Genomic DNA, 13,745 nt, shown 5'->3' with positions numbered 1-13,745 from the left:
CACTTCGTGCGCGCAGGCACAAAGTCCTAGCCGATCGGCTAGGTCGAGCGTCCGGCCCCGCTCAGGCCGGGGCGATCCCCAGCAGCAGGTACCCGGCCTGCGCGACCGCGGCCTCGACCTCGGCATCCTCGATCGCGTGCAGGTCGTGGTCGACCGGCGGCGCCATCAGCCCGGACAGGAACATCGCCGCGTGCACGGTGCTGCGCGGGGTCGGTTCCGGGCCGGCCAGGGTGTCGCGCAGCCGCCGGAAGACCTCGTCCTGGTCAGGGGTGTCCCGGCGCATCGCGGCGACCGTGACATCCCCGAGCATCACCGCGTAGAGGCTGCGGTGCGCGACGCAGTGGTGCGCCAGCCCGTCGACCAGGTGCCGGGCGCGGTCCGCCGGCGGCAGCGCCGACGCGGCGTCGAGCAGGGTCGCGAACTCCTCGAAGGCCGGCGCGAGCACCGCCAGCACGATCTGCTCCTTGGTGCGGAACCGGTGGTAGACCGCCGCCTTCGCCACCCCGAGCTCGTCCGCGATCATCTGCAACGACGTGCCGGCCACCCCGTGCGCGGAGAACAGCCGCAGCGCCGCCGTGACGACCTGCGGTGCGGACGCGTCTCCGCGGGGCATGCTGACCTCCTGGTGGGCGGGCGGGGCGCCCCAGGGTATCGAGACGGCACGCGAGGCCCAGCCCACCCACGAGCCCGGGGGCGGACCCGGGTCGCCGACCGGTCAGAAGACCGGCCGGAGCCCGTCGGTCGGCGCCTTCTTCGGCAGCCGCAGCTGGGCCACCACGTACCAGACCGCGGCGACCAGGCAGATCGCGCCGAGCAGGTAGTACCAGGGCTGGTCGAACACGCCCGCAGCGGTGGTCCAGTAGCCGATGCCCTGCGGGGCGAAGGTGAACAGGGTGCCCAGCACCACGAGCACGCCGAGCACCACCGACGACCCCCAGCGGTCCCGGCGCTGGTGCAGCAGGTACAGCGGCATGATCGCGACCATCGCGTTGGTGGACATCGTCAGGGCGAGCAGCATCGGGTCGCCGATGCCCTGGCGGGTCAGCAGGAACAGGGCGAACGCGAGCGCGTAGCCGATCAGCCCGCGGGTCCAGGCGCTGCGGACGGACACCGGGCCGTCGGCGTAGGCGCCGAAGACCTCCTGGCGCTCGTGCCGCACGGTCAGACTGAGCACCCACAGCTCGATCAGCACGAAGGCGATGCAGCCGAACCACATGACCTTGAACGCCCAGAAGTCCACGTCACGGAACCAGACGGGATAGAGGATCACGTAGGTCAGGTCGTGCGCGAAGTACCAGGCGTGCTGGCTGAAGAACCACGGCGACCGCCGCTCCCGGATCTGGATGCCGACGGAGTAGAAGTACTGCGCGAACCCGATGATCCACACCATGATCGCCGCGATCGAGAACCCCGTCGGGTTCTCGTTGATGCGCGCGAGCACCTCCTCGATCGTGTACATGCCTCGGCCTTCCGTGCGTCGTCCGCGACCGCCGGTCGGCCGCCGCGCCTGGACGCTAGCAGGTTTCCTATACGCGTGCAGTTAACTCGATCGGGTCGGGCCCGCCGGATGGGAGACTGACGGCACACCACCGACCCGGGAGGCGCACGGCATGGCGCGACCGCGCAACGAGCAGCAGCGGAACCTCGTCGTCCTCGCCGCGCACCGGGCGTTCCTGCGCTCCGGCTACACCGCGACCTCGTACACCGACATCGCCGCCGAGGCCGGGATCGAGCGCAGCCTGGTGCAGCACTACGTGCCGAAGAAGCAGGCGCTGATCACCTCGCTGATGGACCGCGCGCTCACGCTCGCCGAGACGCTGGTCCAGGACGAGACCGGCGCTGACGACGGCGAGTTCGTCACCCTCTACCGCACCGGCCAGCTGTACTTCTCGTTCCTGCTGCACGACGCGCGCATGCGGGCGCTCACCCTCGACATCGCCTCGCACCGCGAGATCACGTCCGCCGTCGTGTTCCTCAGCCAGGAGTGGGCGTTCGCGCACCTGCGACCCGAGCCCGGCACCGAGGAGGACACCGCCGACGACTTCGCGATGGCGGTCGGCGGCGCGTACGAGGTGCTCTACCGGCACCTGCGCGCGGACGGGGTGATCGACGTGCCGCGCCTGACCGAGCGCGTGCTCGCCGGCTACCTGCGCGCGATCGGCGTCGCGCCGGACAGGTTCGCCCGCCTGCACGCCGCCGCACTGCCCGGGGCGACCGTCGACCGTCTCGCGGCCCGGATGCTCGACGGGCTGACCGCCGGCACGGACTGAGCCGCGACGGCACGACGGCTATCGTCGCGACAGGACTGGTGCCCAGAGACGGGAGCGCACGATGGTGCTGGCTGACATCACGATCGTCCCGGTCCCCTCGGCGCACAAGGACGCGTACCTGGCGTTCTCGCGGCGGATGGCGCAGGTGTACCGCGACCACGGGGCGACCCGCGTCGTCGACTTCTGGCAGGCGGGCGGAGCCGCCGACCCGGCCGACTTCCACGCCAGCGGCACCTCCTACGCGCCGGACGAGCTCCGGGGCATCGGTGCCCTGATCGGCGCGACCAGCGCGGAGTCCGTCGTCGTCACCGTGACCACCTGGCCGTCGCGCGAGGTCCGGGACCGCGGGACGGCCGCCGCCACCCAGGATCCCCGCGTCCTCGCGACGTTGACGGAGGACCCGGTGTTCGACGGGGCCCGGGTGGTCGGCGAGACCTTCGAGATCACCCTGAGCCTCCCGGGCGAATGACCCTCGCCTGACCTGGGACCTCCGACCCTGACCGGCGCGAGCCGTCACGGTCGATACTCGACGTAGCCGATCGGCTAGATCGGCGCCGAGGACTCGACGAGGAGACCACCATGACCAGGACGTACGTCGTGACGGGCAGCGCCTCCGGGATCGGCGCCGCCACCCGCGCCGCGCTGGAGGCCCAGGACACCCGCGTGATCGGGATCGACCTGCGGGACGCCGAGGTGACCGCCGACCTGTCGACGCCGGAGGGCCGCACCCGCGCCGCCGAGGCCGCGATCGACGCCGCCGACGGGACGGTCGACGCCGTGATCGCCTGCGCCGGGATCTCCGCACCGCAGCCGGCCACCGTCGCGATCAACTACTTCGGCGTCGTCGACCTGCTCGCCGCGCTGCGCCCGGCGCTGGCCCGCTCCCGCGCACCCCGGGCGGTCGTCACCTCCTCGATGGCCTCGCTGCACCCGGTCTCGCCCGAGCTCGTCGCGGCATGCCTGGCCGGCGACGAGCCCGCCGCGCTGGCCGTCGGTCAGACGCTGGCCGACCAGGGCCCGCAGGTCGGCTACCTCAACTACTCCTCCTCCAAGCGCGCGGTCTCGCGCTGGGTGCGCCGCGAGTCGATCACCCCCGCCTGGGCCGGCGCCGGCATCGCGCTGAACGCGGTCGCCCCCGGCACCGTGATCACCCCGATGACCGCCGAGCTGCTGTCCACCCCGGACGGTGCCGCGCTGGTCGACTCCTCCGTGCCGATGCCGCTGAACTTCCACCAGGGGCCGGAGGTGATCGCCGACCTGCTGATCTGGCTGGCCTCCGAGCAGAACTCGCACTGCGCCGGGCAGACGATCTACTGCGACGGCGGCGCGGACGCGGTGCTCCGCGGGGACGACGTGTGGTCCTGGGCGGACGCGCCGGCCGGGAGCGTCTGACAGCGGAGGACGCCTCACCCCTCGCGGAACGCCACCCCGAACCCGCCGCGCGGGTAGTGCCAGCGCAGCACCCCCGCCGGCGCGACGGCCAGGCAGGTGCCGCACTCCAGGCAGGCCGCGGCGGACACCTGCACCGAGCCGTCCGGCAGCGCCGCGTACACGTGAGCAGGGCAGATGCGTTCCAGCAGCGGACCGGCCTGCGTGCGGCGGGCGGCGTCCTGGTCGACCTCGATGTGCGACTCCTCCTCGTCCACGTCGTAGTGGTTGGCGGCGAGCCGCTCCGGGACGGATCCGATCGGGGTCATCACAGGCTCCTCAGCGCGGACAGGCCGAGCCGGGCGAGCTGGCCGGCGGACACCGGTGCGCTCTTCACCGCGGCGCGGGTGGCGCCGACCAGGTGGCGGCGCGGGGTCAGGTCGTGGTCGAAGACGCCGTGCAGCACGTCGGCGGCGAGCGGCGGGGCATCCCGGTAGAGCAGCGCGTTCTCCAGGAAGTGCGGGGCGCGGGTGTAGGTGGCCAGGTCGGCGCCCACGAACGAGGCGTCGAGCTCGGTCCGGTAGACGTCCATCGCGCGCTGGGACAGGTCGCCGGCGCGCAGCGCACGGTCGGCGGCGGTGGCGGCGGCCAGCGCGGAGCCGGCGGCCAGGTCCATCCCGCGGATCGTCAGCCCGGTGTTGAGGGTCAGCCCGGCGGCGTCGCCCACCACCATCAGGCCGGGACGGGTCAGGTCGCGGCGGGACATCTGCGGACCGCCCTCGATCGTCAGGTGGCAGCCGTACTCCAGCAGCTCGCCGCCGGCGATCAGCGGGGCGACCGTCGGGTGCGCGAGCAGGTGGTCGTGGATCTGCGAGGAGGACAGCCCCGACGCCACGAGGTCGTCCAGCCGCAGCACGACGCCGAGCGAGACCGACGCGGTGTTCGTGTAGAGGAAGCCGCCCCCGGCGACGCCCTGGGTGCAGTCCCCGACCATCGCATAGGCCACGCCCTCGTCACCGGTGAGCGCGAACCGGTCCTCCAGCACCTCGCGCGGCAGACCGATCACCGACTTCACGCCGACGGCCAGGTGCTCCAGCGGCTCGGTGGGACGGATCCCGGCCTGCCGGGCCAGGAACGAGTTGACCCCGTCGGCCGCGATCACCACCCGGGCGCGCAGCTCGTCCTCCCCGGCGCGCACGCCCACCACCTGCTCGCCCTCGCGCAGCAGCGCGTCCACCCGGACGCCGGGCATCACCATGACGCCGACCTCCTCGCACCGCTCCGCGAGCCAGGCGTCCAGCCGCGCCCGGAGCACGGTCACCGCGTTGGCGGGCTCGGCGAGCCGCTGGTCGCGGTAGTCGACGGTCACGGCGGAGGTCGCGTTGGTCAGGCTGATGCAGTTGCGCGTGACCACCCGCTCCACCGGCGCCTGCTGCACGAACCCCGGGAACACCTGCTCCATCACCCGGCAGTAGAAGACCCCGCCGGACAGGTTCTTGGCACCGGCGACGCCGCCGCGCTCGATCAGCACCACCGAGTGGCCCGCCTCGGCCAGCCGGTACGCGGCGACGCAGCCGGCGATCCCGGCGCCGACCACGACGACGTCGAAGGCCTCGTCATCCATCTGTTCTGTCTCTCCTCGCAGGGGTGCGCGCGGGCGCGTCCGTCGGGGGTGGCGGACGCGCCCGCGCGAGGGTGGTGCCCGGCCCGCGCCCCGTCGGCACGGACCGGGCGGCTCATGGCCGAGCCGCGAGCCGGGGTCGGACGCGGCTCAGACGCCCGCGGTGGCCCGGATCGCGGCGGTGGCGTGGTCGGCGGCCAGCCAGCCGGAGGTCAGCGCGAAGCCGTTCGCAGACCCCGGGACGGTGAGGATGTACGAGTCGCCGAACAGGCCGCCGGCGTCGCAGCCCACCGAGTACAGGCCCTCGATCGGGGCGTTGTCCTCGTCCACGACCTGCATGAACTCGTTGATCTTGATCCCGCCCATCGTGATCATGATCCCGGGCTCCATCTTGATCGCGTAGAACGGGCCGGACTCCACCGGGCGCAGGAACCGCGCCTCCTTGTGGAACTTGGTGTCCACCCCCGCGTGGCAGGCGGCGTTGTACTCCGCGACCTCGCCGCCGAGCACGCCCGGCTGCATGCCGATCTGCGCGGCCAGCTGCTCCACGTCGTCCCCGCGCAGCACCGTGCCCGCCTCGACGTCCGCGGCCAGCTCGGCGGGCAGGTTGATCAGCTTCTCGCCGGTACGCACGTACACGCCCAGGCCGACCTCGCAGCCGTCGGCCACCAGGTGCTCCACCTGCGCCTGGTCGAGGATCGCCCAGTAGTGCGCCTCGGGCAGGCCCGCCACCATGTCACCGGCGTTGCCGAAGTTCAGGCCGCAGATCTCGTTCGTGCAGCGCCGGCCGTCCTTGTCCACCCAGAGGTAGGGCTGGAAGCCCGCGGTGTTGGTGTGCGAGGTGACGGTCTTGCCACGCATCAGCGGCATGAGCAGCAGCGTGCCGATCGAGGACCACGGCACCGCGCCGACCTCGAACATCATGGTCAGGCCGTCGCCGGAGTTGCCCTCGCCGCCGATGTTGATGATCTTGTCGCCGCAGTCGTAGGCGCTGAAGCGGTTGAGCATCTCCGGGTTGCAGGCGTAGCCGCCGGTGCCGACCACCACCGCCTTGGCGCCGATCCGCACCTCCTCGCCGTCGGCGTCCCCCGCGACGATGCCGGCCACCCGGCCGCCGTCCATCAGGATCTTCTTCGCCGGGGTCTCCAGGTAGATCTCCACCCCGAGGTCCCGCGCGCGGCCCTCCAGCAGCTCCAGCACCCGGGCGACCTCGCCCTCCGGGATGTGCCAGGTGACCAGCTCGCCGGGCTGGTCCTCGGCGGTGACGATCACCTCCTTGTAGACCGCTCCGAGCTCGCGCATCTTCACGATCGTGGTGGAGGCGTTCTCCACGAACCGGGACACGATCGCGGCGTCGGCGTGCCAGTGCGAGTAGTCCATGTAGGCCTGGAAGCCCTGGTCCTTGGACACGTCGATCCCGCGCTTGACCTGCTCGTCGGACTCGAAGGCCGCGTGGCCCTCGGCGAAGGCCGACGACCCGCCGAGCTGGGGCATCTTCTCCAGCACCGCGACCGTCAGGCCGTTCTCCGCCGCCTGCACCGCGCAGGACAGCCCGGACCCACCACCGCCGACGACCACCAGGTCGTACTCGACGTCGTACTGCTCGGACATGACGAACCTCTCTGTTCTGACGTTCACTCGGAGAGCGCGGCGACCAGGGCGGGGACGACCTCGTAGAGGTCGCCGACGATCCCGTAGCCGGCAGCGTGGAAGATCGGGGCGTCCGGGTCGGTGTTGACCGCGGCGACGACCTTGGCGTCGCGCACCCCCTCGAGGTGCTGCGGCATCCCGGAGATGCCCAGCGCCAGGTAGAGCCGGGGGGCGATCTGCTGCCCGGACCGGCCGACGTACCGCTCCTTGGGCACCCAGCCCAGGTCGTCCGCGACCGGCATCGAGCAGCCGATCTCGGCACCGAGCGCCGTGGCGAGGCCCTCGACCAGCGCCAGGTCCTCCTTGGCGCGCAGCCCGCGGCCGACCGAGACCACCCGGGCGGCGTCGTGCAGCCCGGACCCGGTGGCGGCGGCCTCCCGGCCGGTGACCCGCAGGTCGGCGGCGGCACCCGCGGGCAGGTCCGTGATCGGCACCGGGGCGCCCGCCGTCGCGGGGACGTCCTCGACCGACACCTGCACGGCCAGCGGGCCGGCGGCGGTCACCGTCTGCACCACGGCGCCGTCCAGCGCGGTCCGGTCGGCCACCAGCAGGTCGCCCTCGGTGCGCAGCGCCAGCACGCCGCTGACCGTGGCGGCACCGGTGCGGACCGCAGCGGCGCCGAGCAGGGCGCGGGCGGCGGGCTCGTCGGTGGCGAGCAGCAGGCGCGGGGCGGCCGACGCGGCGGCCTCCGCCACCCGGGCGGCCAGCGCCTCGGCGGGCAGGTCGTCCGCGGTGGCGGCGTGCAGCACCCGGTCGGCCCCGGCGACGGCGGCGGCGTCCGCGAGCGTGCGCGGGCCGACGGCGACCACGGTGACCTCGGCGGCCACCGTCCGGGCCAGGGCGACCGCGCCGACCAGCCGGGCGGTGCCGGTGGTCAGGACCCAGGCGTGCGTGCTCATCACAGAACTCCCTCGCTGCGCAGCGCCGCGACCAGCTCGCGTGCGGTGTCCGCGGGGTCCCCGCGGAAGATCCGGGCGGTGCCGTGCTCCGGCAGGCGGGTGCTGCCCTCGGTCAGGTCGGCGGCGGCCGGGACGTCCAGGTCGGCGAGCGCCAGCGTCGTCACCGGGCGCTTGCGCGCGGCCAGCAGCTCCTTCATGCCGGGGGCACGGCCCTCCGGACCGGCGGCGGACACCGCCAGCACCACCGGGCCGGCGACGGTCAGCGTCTCCACCTCGCCGCCGGTCGTGCGCCGCACCTGCACCCGGCCGTCGACCACGGTCGCCTCCGTCACACCGAGCAGCGCCGGCACCCCGAGGTGGCCCGCCAGCGCGGCCGGCACCTGGGCGTGCTCCTCGGCATCGCCGATCACCACGACGTCCGCCCCGCCGGCGGCGCGCACCGCGGCGGCCAGCACGGCGGCGGTGGCGTTCTGGTCCGCGAGCACCGGCGCGTCCGGCACGGACACCGCCGAGGCCACACCCCGGGCCAGCGCCCAGCTCGCGTCGCCGTCACCGACGGTCAGCCCGGCCAGGTCGCCGCCGGCAGACTCGGCCACCTGCCGCGCCACCGCGAGCGCCGCGTGGTCGTCCTCGCCGGCGACCCGCTTGGTGCTGCGCCACTGGACGCCGCCGTCGCCGCGGACGGTCGCGCCGCCCGGGTCGCGCGCCCACTTGTAGACCACCACTGCTCTCATCGGTGTCCCGTGCTCCGTCGCTCCTGGCCCGACGGATCTCGCCGGGCCCCGGGCTCCAGCGAACCGCGCGGGGCAGGGCGCGCCCCAGCCGCTTCCGGCTACACCTGGGGTAGCCGATCGGCCACCCCCGAAGGGCGTAGGACGTCCCGGGGGCTGCCCGGGAGGGGGTCAGCCGACGAGGCCCTGCCGGACCCCGAACACGGCGACCTGCACCCGGTTCCGCATGTGCAGCTTCGTCATGATGCTGCCCAGGTGCTTCTTCACCGTCGCCTCGGAGACGTGCAGGTCACGGGCGATCTCGTCGTTCGACAGCCCCTCGACCAGCAGCCGCAGCACGTCCCGCTCCCGGGCGGTCAGCCGGTCACGCGCCGCCGGGGCGCCGACGCCGTGGCCCGGGGTCGCCATCTCGGCCAGCACCCGCGCCGCGATCCCCGCGCTCATCGCCGCCTCGCCGCGCATCAGGCCGACCAGGTACTCGTGCAGCCGCTCCGCCGGGTCGTTCTTGCTCAGGTAGCCGTGGGCGCCGCTGCGCAGCGCCTGGTAGACGTCCTCACCGAGGCTGGACACGGTGAGCATCGCCACCCGCACGTCCGGGTCCGCGGCGGTGATCTGCCGGGTGGCCTCCACCCCGCCCATCGGCTCCATCCGCACGTCCATCAGCACCAGCGCCGGGCGCAGCGACGCCGCCAGCCGGACCGCCTCGGTGCCGTCGGCGGCGGCCCCCACCACCTCGAAGTCGTCCCAGCGCCCGATCAGCGCCTGCAACCCGTCCCGGAACAGGGCGTGGTCGTCCGCGACCAGCACCGTCGTCGGCGTCGTCACCGCACCTCCTCGGGCAGGGCGCGCGGGCAGCGGCTGGGGTGCAGCGGCGCCTCGGCCACCACGCAGGTGCCGGTGCCCGCCTCGTGCCGGAACCGCACCTCGCCGTCCACCTGCTGCATCCGCTCGGACATGATCCGCACCCCCAGGCGGGAGTCCGGCACGCTCGTCGGGTCGAAGCCGTTGCCGTCGTCCGCGACCTCCAGCCGGACCCGGGTGCTCGTCGCCTCCAGCCGGACGGTGACCGACCCGGCGTGCGCGTGCACGTGCACGTTCGCCAGCGCCTCCTGGAGCACCCGGACCAGCTGAGCCGACACCGCCAGCGGCACCGCGTCCACCGCGGCCTCGTCCGGGCACACCACCGTCGCCGGGATCGCCAGCTGGCGCTCGAAGTTCCGCAGGTGCCGCCGCACCTGGGCCACCAGCGACCCCTGCACCAGCTCCGCGTCCGACCGCAGCCCGAGCATCTGGTGGCGCAGGCTCCGGTTCAGGTCGACCGTCAGCGCGTCCAACGACGCGAGGCCGCCGCGCACCCGGTCCAGGTCACCGGCGTCCGTGTCCAGCCGCAGCACCTCCACGTGCAGGCCGAGCGCCGCCACCTGCTGCGACAGGTCCACGTGCAGCTCGTCACCCAGCCGCCGGCGCTCCTCCAGCGCCCCGAGCTCGCGCTCCCGGCCGCCCACCTGCCACCGGTACACCGCGTTGCCGAGGATCCGCCCGGCCGCCGCCAGGAACTCCCGCCGTCGCCGGGTCAGCCGCCACGGCCCGTCGAAGCAGAGCAGCGTGGCGCCCAGGTGCCGGCCGTCCGCGTGGATCGACACCACCACCCCCGAGGTCCCGAACCAGGCGCGGAAGTCCTCCGGCAGCGAGCGCCACCCGTCGCTGTCCTGGTGGTCGGCCGCCGACACCGGCCACTCCTCGACGTTCACCCAGGGATCGCGCACGTGCTCGTGCGCCGGCATCGTCGCGTAGGACGCCCCCACCGCCGCGCGCGTCGCGTCGTCCGCCACCAGCACCAGCAGGTCGCCCGCCGCGCTGAGCAGGTACGTCGGCGCGATCCGCGCGCCGGTGACCTCGCGGAGGATCTCCACGGCCGCGACCAGCGAGTCCGTGCGGTCGTGCGACCAGATCAGGGTGTCGTTGATCCGGACGAGCTCGGCGAGGTACGACCGGTCACGTCCCATGCCGGCGAGCGTAGATCCGGAGCGCGGGGGCGGGGTGGGACCGGTGGCCCAGTGCGGGGCGGGCGGGCGCGTCCGGTCACGGCCGGCGTGGTCGCCGCGGCCTCAGCGCCCGAGCACCGCCGCGACCTGCTCGCGCAGGTCCGCCACCAGCGCGTCGACGTCCAGGTCCGCGTTCACCGTCGCCGCCAGGGTGAGGAACATCGCCGCGGAGACCACCCGGGCCAGCGTCGCGGCGCGCGCCGGGTCGCGGGCACCGTCCTGCGCGAGCACGTCGGCGACCACCGCCTCCGTGCGCGCGACGATCTCCAGCGCCTCCCGGTGCCGGGGCTCGGCGGGGTCGCCGAAGACCATCTCGCGCAGGTAGGTGCGGCCGTTGTCGATCTGGACCCGGTTGCACTCGACCACCGGTCGCAGCACCGCGAGCACCGCGTCCACCTCGTTCGTGACCCCGGCAGCGGCGGCACGGCCCCGCTCCAGCGCCCGCTCGTAGTGGGCGTTCTGGACGAGCAGCAGCAGCTCGCCCTTGGTCTTCGCGTAGAGGAACAGGGTGCCGGTGCCGATGTCGGCGCGGTCGGCGATCTCCTGGGTGGTCACGTCGTCGACCCCGCGCTCGGCGAACAGGTCGCTCGCGGCGGCCACGATCCGCTCGAGCTTGGCCTGCTTGTTGCGTTCGCGCCGGCCGACCGGTGCGGGGGTGAGTGGCATGGGGGAGGCTCCGGAATACTTTCTGAGTGGACTCAGTTACGAGTTTGGTCAACGCACCGCGGCACGCCGGGATTCCATCGTGTCACGAGCCTCCCGCCGGGCCGGGGCGCGTCGACCCGCCCTGATCACCTGCCGGAAGGACCTGTCCCGTGACCCTGCCCGCCTCGACCTGGGAGCCGTTCGCCCTGGGCCGCATCCACCTGCCGCACCGCCTCGCACTGGCACCCATGACGCGCAGCCGCGCGCTCCCCGACGGCACACCCGGCCCGCTCGCCGCCGAGTACTACGGCCAGCGCGCCTCGCTCGGGCTGGTGATCACCGAGGGCACCCAGCCGTCCGACGACGGCCAGGGCTACCTCAGCACCCCGGGGATCTACACCCCCGCGCACATCGCCGGCTGGCGACAGGTCTCCGACGCGGTGCACGCCGGCGGCGGCCACCTGTTCGTCCAGCTCATGCACGTCGGCCGGGTCGGCCACCCGGACAACACCCCGCACCACCGCCTGCCCGTGGCGCCGTCCGCCATCGCCACCGGCGAGGACATGGTCACCCCGACCGGCCCGCAGCCCGCACCGGTGCCGCGCGCACTGACCACCGCCGAGGTCGGCGAGACGGTGGAGGACTTCCGCCGCGCCGCGGCCTCCGCCATCGCGGCCGGTGCCGACGGGGTGGAGATCCACGCCGCCAACGGGTACCTGCTGCACCAGTTCCTGTCACCCAACGCGAACCACCGCACCGACACCTACGGCGGCAGCGTGGAGAACCGCTCCCGGTTCGTCGTCGAGGTCGCCCGGGCGGTCGCCGAGGAGATCGGCGCCGACCGCACCGGCATCCGCATCTCGCCCGCGATGCCGCTGGGCGGGATCCGCGAGGGCTCCGTCGAGGAGGTCCACGCCCAGTACCGGCACCTGGTCGGCGCGCTCGCGCCGTTGAACCTGGCCTACCTGCACGTGCACCATGTCGGCGACGACGACCTGCTGCGCTCCTTCCGGGAGATCTGGCCGACCGCGCTGCTCGTGGTCCGCTACGGCCGCACCCGCGAGCAGATCGCCGACGACATCGACGCCGGCCTGGCCGACGTCGCCCCGCTCGGCCGGTTCGCGCTGGCCAATCCCGACGTCGTGACGCGACTGCGCACCGACGCCCCGCTGAACGAGGTCGACCCCGCCACCGTCTACGGCGGCGGCGCGGCCGGCTACACCGACTACCCGGCGCTCGCGCAGGCCTGATCCCCCACCCCGAAGGAGCACCACCATGCCGTCTCTCGACGGAGCAGTCGTCCTGGTCACCGGCGCGAACGGGGGCATCGGCACGCACTTCGTGCACCAGGCCCTCGCCCGCGGCGCCGCCACGGTCTACGCCACCGCCCGCACCCCGCGCACCTGGGACGACGAGCGCATCGTCCCGCTGGCTCTCGACGTCACCGACCCGGAATCCATCCGCGCCGCGGTGGCCGCCGCCCCGGACGTCACCGTCCTGATCAACAACGCCGGCGCCTCCGTGGCGTCCTCCGGCATCCTCACCCACACCGACGAGGAGATCCGGCAGAACGTCGAGACGAACGTCCTCGGCCCGCTGTTCCTCACCCGCGCGTTCGCGCCCGTGCTGTCCGGCAAGCCCGGCGCCGCCGTGATCGACCTGCACTCCGCGCTGAGCTGGCTGGCCGTCGCCGGCATCTACTCGGCCACCAAGGCCGCGTTCTGGTCCGTCACCAACTCGCTGCGCCTGGAGCTCGCCCCCGCCGGGGTGCACGTGGTCGGCGTGCACGTCGGCTACGTCGACACCCCCATGGCCGCGTCCGTCGACGTGCCCAAGGTCGACCCCGCCGATCTGGTGCGCACGATCTTCGACGCCACCGAGGCCGGCGAGTACGAGGTGCTGGCCGACGACAGCTCGGTGAACCTCAAGGCGGCACTGAGCGCGCCGATCGAGGCGCTGTACCCGCAGCTGCGCCGCGCCTGACCCCGTCGTCCCCGTGGTGCCGTCGGTGGGGCGGCACCCCGGGGACGATTCGAGGGTTGACAGTTAGATTTCTAACGCTTAGATTTCACACCATGGACGCACCCGAGCTCACCACGACCCTCGACCTGGTCCGCTGGATCGCCTGGGAGCAGCGCCGTGCCGGCGAGGAGTGGGTCCGCAGCCGCGGGCTCAGCCACGAGCAGGCCTTCGTCCTCGGCTACCTGACGCAGAACCCCGGGTCGATCCAGCGAGACGTCGCCGCGATCACCCGCACCAGCGCCGCCAGCGTCTCCAGCCTGCTCAAGGGCCTCGAGGCCCGCGGCCTGGTCGAGCGCCGCACCGAGCCGGGCGACGAGCGCAGCAAGCGCGTCCACGCCACCCCCGAGGGATCCGAGCTCGTCGCCGGGTTCGGCGCCGCCATCGCGGCGGCGGACGACGCGATCCTCGCCCCCCTCGACGCCGCCGAGCGCGACACCCTGCACGCCCTGCTGACCAAGGTCACCGCGGCGCTGCCCCGCCCCACGCGGGACTGA

General features: G+C 73.8%; 16 protein-coding genes. 6 read left to right on the top strand and 10 right to left on the bottom strand.

The window, feature by feature from the left end:
* Window positions 1–61 precede the first annotated feature (61 nt).
* Together ACZ5HG_RS01200 and ACZ5HG_RS01195 are read right to left on the bottom strand one after the other, a co-directional pair.
* The gene (locus ACZ5HG_RS01200) at window positions 62–613 is read right to left on the bottom strand and encodes a TetR/AcrR family transcriptional regulator (RefSeq protein WP_464179857.1); all 552 of its coding nucleotides are present in this window, start codon (window positions 611–613) and stop codon (window positions 62–64) included.
* Between the two features lie 102 nt (window positions 614–715).
* The gene (locus ACZ5HG_RS01195; protein WP_464179854.1) at window positions 716–1,459 is read right to left on the bottom strand and encodes a hypothetical protein; all 744 of its coding nucleotides are present in this window, start codon (window positions 1,457–1,459) and stop codon (window positions 716–718) included.
* 151 nt (window positions 1,460–1,610) lie between these two features.
* Between ACZ5HG_RS01195 and ACZ5HG_RS01190 the strand changes: the two genes are divergently transcribed.
* The 3 genes from ACZ5HG_RS01190 to ACZ5HG_RS01180 all read left to right on the top strand — a co-directional run bounded on the left by ACZ5HG_RS01190 (window position 1,611) and on the right by ACZ5HG_RS01180 (window position 3,662).
* Window positions 1,611–2,270, top strand: coding sequence for a TetR/AcrR family transcriptional regulator (locus ACZ5HG_RS01190; protein ID WP_464179852.1), 660 nt, complete (start codon window positions 1,611–1,613; stop codon window positions 2,268–2,270).
* Window positions 2,271–2,331: 61 nt separating this feature from the next.
* Window positions 2,332–2,739 (top strand): DUF1428 domain-containing protein, encoded by a 408-nt coding sequence (locus ACZ5HG_RS01185; protein WP_464179850.1) that lies wholly within the window; start codon window positions 2,332–2,334, stop codon window positions 2,737–2,739.
* A gap of 110 nt (window positions 2,740–2,849) precedes the next feature.
* Window positions 2,850–3,662: an SDR family oxidoreductase gene (locus ACZ5HG_RS01180; RefSeq protein ID WP_464179848.1), complete on the top strand. Its 813-nt coding sequence runs from the start codon at window positions 2,850–2,852 to the stop codon at window positions 3,660–3,662.
* Window positions 3,663–3,676: 14 nt separating this feature from the next.
* On the opposite strand, the gene ACZ5HG_RS01175 is transcribed toward ACZ5HG_RS01180, so the two are convergent.
* The 8 genes from ACZ5HG_RS01175 to ACZ5HG_RS01140 all read right to left on the bottom strand — a co-directional run bounded on the left by ACZ5HG_RS01175 (window position 3,677) and on the right by ACZ5HG_RS01140 (window position 11,250).
* Window positions 3,677–3,967, bottom strand: coding sequence for a ferredoxin family protein (locus tag ACZ5HG_RS01175; protein WP_464179846.1), 291 nt, complete (start codon window positions 3,965–3,967; stop codon window positions 3,677–3,679).
* Window positions 3,967–5,262 (bottom strand): FAD-dependent oxidoreductase, encoded by a 1,296-nt coding sequence (locus tag ACZ5HG_RS01170; RefSeq protein WP_464179844.1) that lies wholly within the window; start codon window positions 5,260–5,262, stop codon window positions 3,967–3,969. The genes ACZ5HG_RS01175 and ACZ5HG_RS01170 overlap by 1 nt, the downstream gene beginning before the upstream one ends.
* A 147-nt stretch (window positions 5,263–5,409) precedes the next feature.
* Window positions 5,410–6,870 carry an FAD-dependent oxidoreductase gene (locus ACZ5HG_RS01165; RefSeq protein ID WP_464179842.1) on the bottom strand — a complete coding sequence of 487 codons (1,461 nt, stop codon included), beginning with the start codon at window positions 6,868–6,870 and terminating at the stop codon, window positions 5,410–5,412.
* Between the two features lie 23 nt (window positions 6,871–6,893).
* Window positions 6,894–7,808 carry an electron transfer flavoprotein subunit alpha/FixB family protein gene (locus ACZ5HG_RS01160; protein WP_464179840.1) on the bottom strand — a complete coding sequence of 305 codons (915 nt, stop codon included), beginning with the start codon at window positions 7,806–7,808 and terminating at the stop codon, window positions 6,894–6,896.
* Window positions 7,808–8,542, bottom strand: coding sequence for an electron transfer flavoprotein subunit beta/FixA family protein (locus tag ACZ5HG_RS01155; RefSeq protein ID WP_464179838.1), 735 nt, complete (start codon window positions 8,540–8,542; stop codon window positions 7,808–7,810). The genes ACZ5HG_RS01160 and ACZ5HG_RS01155 overlap by 1 nt, the downstream gene beginning before the upstream one ends.
* Before the next feature lie 168 nt (window positions 8,543–8,710).
* Window positions 8,711–9,364 carry a response regulator gene (locus ACZ5HG_RS01150; RefSeq protein ID WP_464179836.1) on the bottom strand — a complete coding sequence of 218 codons (654 nt, stop codon included), beginning with the start codon at window positions 9,362–9,364 and terminating at the stop codon, window positions 8,711–8,713.
* Window positions 9,361–10,545, bottom strand: a complete 1,185-nt coding sequence (locus ACZ5HG_RS01145) for a sensor histidine kinase (RefSeq protein ID WP_464179834.1) — start codon at window positions 10,543–10,545, stop codon at window positions 9,361–9,363. The genes ACZ5HG_RS01150 and ACZ5HG_RS01145 overlap by 4 nt, the downstream gene beginning before the upstream one ends.
* A 102-nt stretch (window positions 10,546–10,647) precedes the next feature.
* Complete coding sequence (locus tag ACZ5HG_RS01140; RefSeq protein WP_464179832.1) at window positions 10,648–11,250, bottom strand: TetR/AcrR family transcriptional regulator; 603 nt, start codon at window positions 11,248–11,250, stop codon at window positions 10,648–10,650.
* Window positions 11,251–11,399: 149 nt separating this feature from the next.
* Between ACZ5HG_RS01140 and ACZ5HG_RS01135 the strand changes: the two genes are divergently transcribed.
* From ACZ5HG_RS01135 to ACZ5HG_RS01125, 3 genes are all read left to right on the top strand, one after another.
* The gene (locus ACZ5HG_RS01135; protein ID WP_464179829.1) at window positions 11,400–12,479 is read left to right on the top strand and encodes an alkene reductase; all 1,080 of its coding nucleotides are present in this window, start codon (window positions 11,400–11,402) and stop codon (window positions 12,477–12,479) included.
* Window positions 12,480–12,504: 25 nt separating this feature from the next.
* The gene (locus ACZ5HG_RS01130; protein ID WP_464179827.1) at window positions 12,505–13,212 is read left to right on the top strand and encodes an SDR family oxidoreductase; all 708 of its coding nucleotides are present in this window, start codon (window positions 12,505–12,507) and stop codon (window positions 13,210–13,212) included.
* Between the two features lie 92 nt (window positions 13,213–13,304).
* Complete coding sequence (locus ACZ5HG_RS01125) at window positions 13,305–13,745, top strand: MarR family winged helix-turn-helix transcriptional regulator (protein WP_464179825.1); 441 nt, start codon at window positions 13,305–13,307, stop codon at window positions 13,743–13,745.

It is taken from the genome of Cellulomonas sp. GTC20042 (assembly GCF_055389595.1).
The sequence above is the reverse complement of the archived record's forward strand: the minus strand, read 5'-3'. Positions and strand labels throughout refer to the sequence as shown.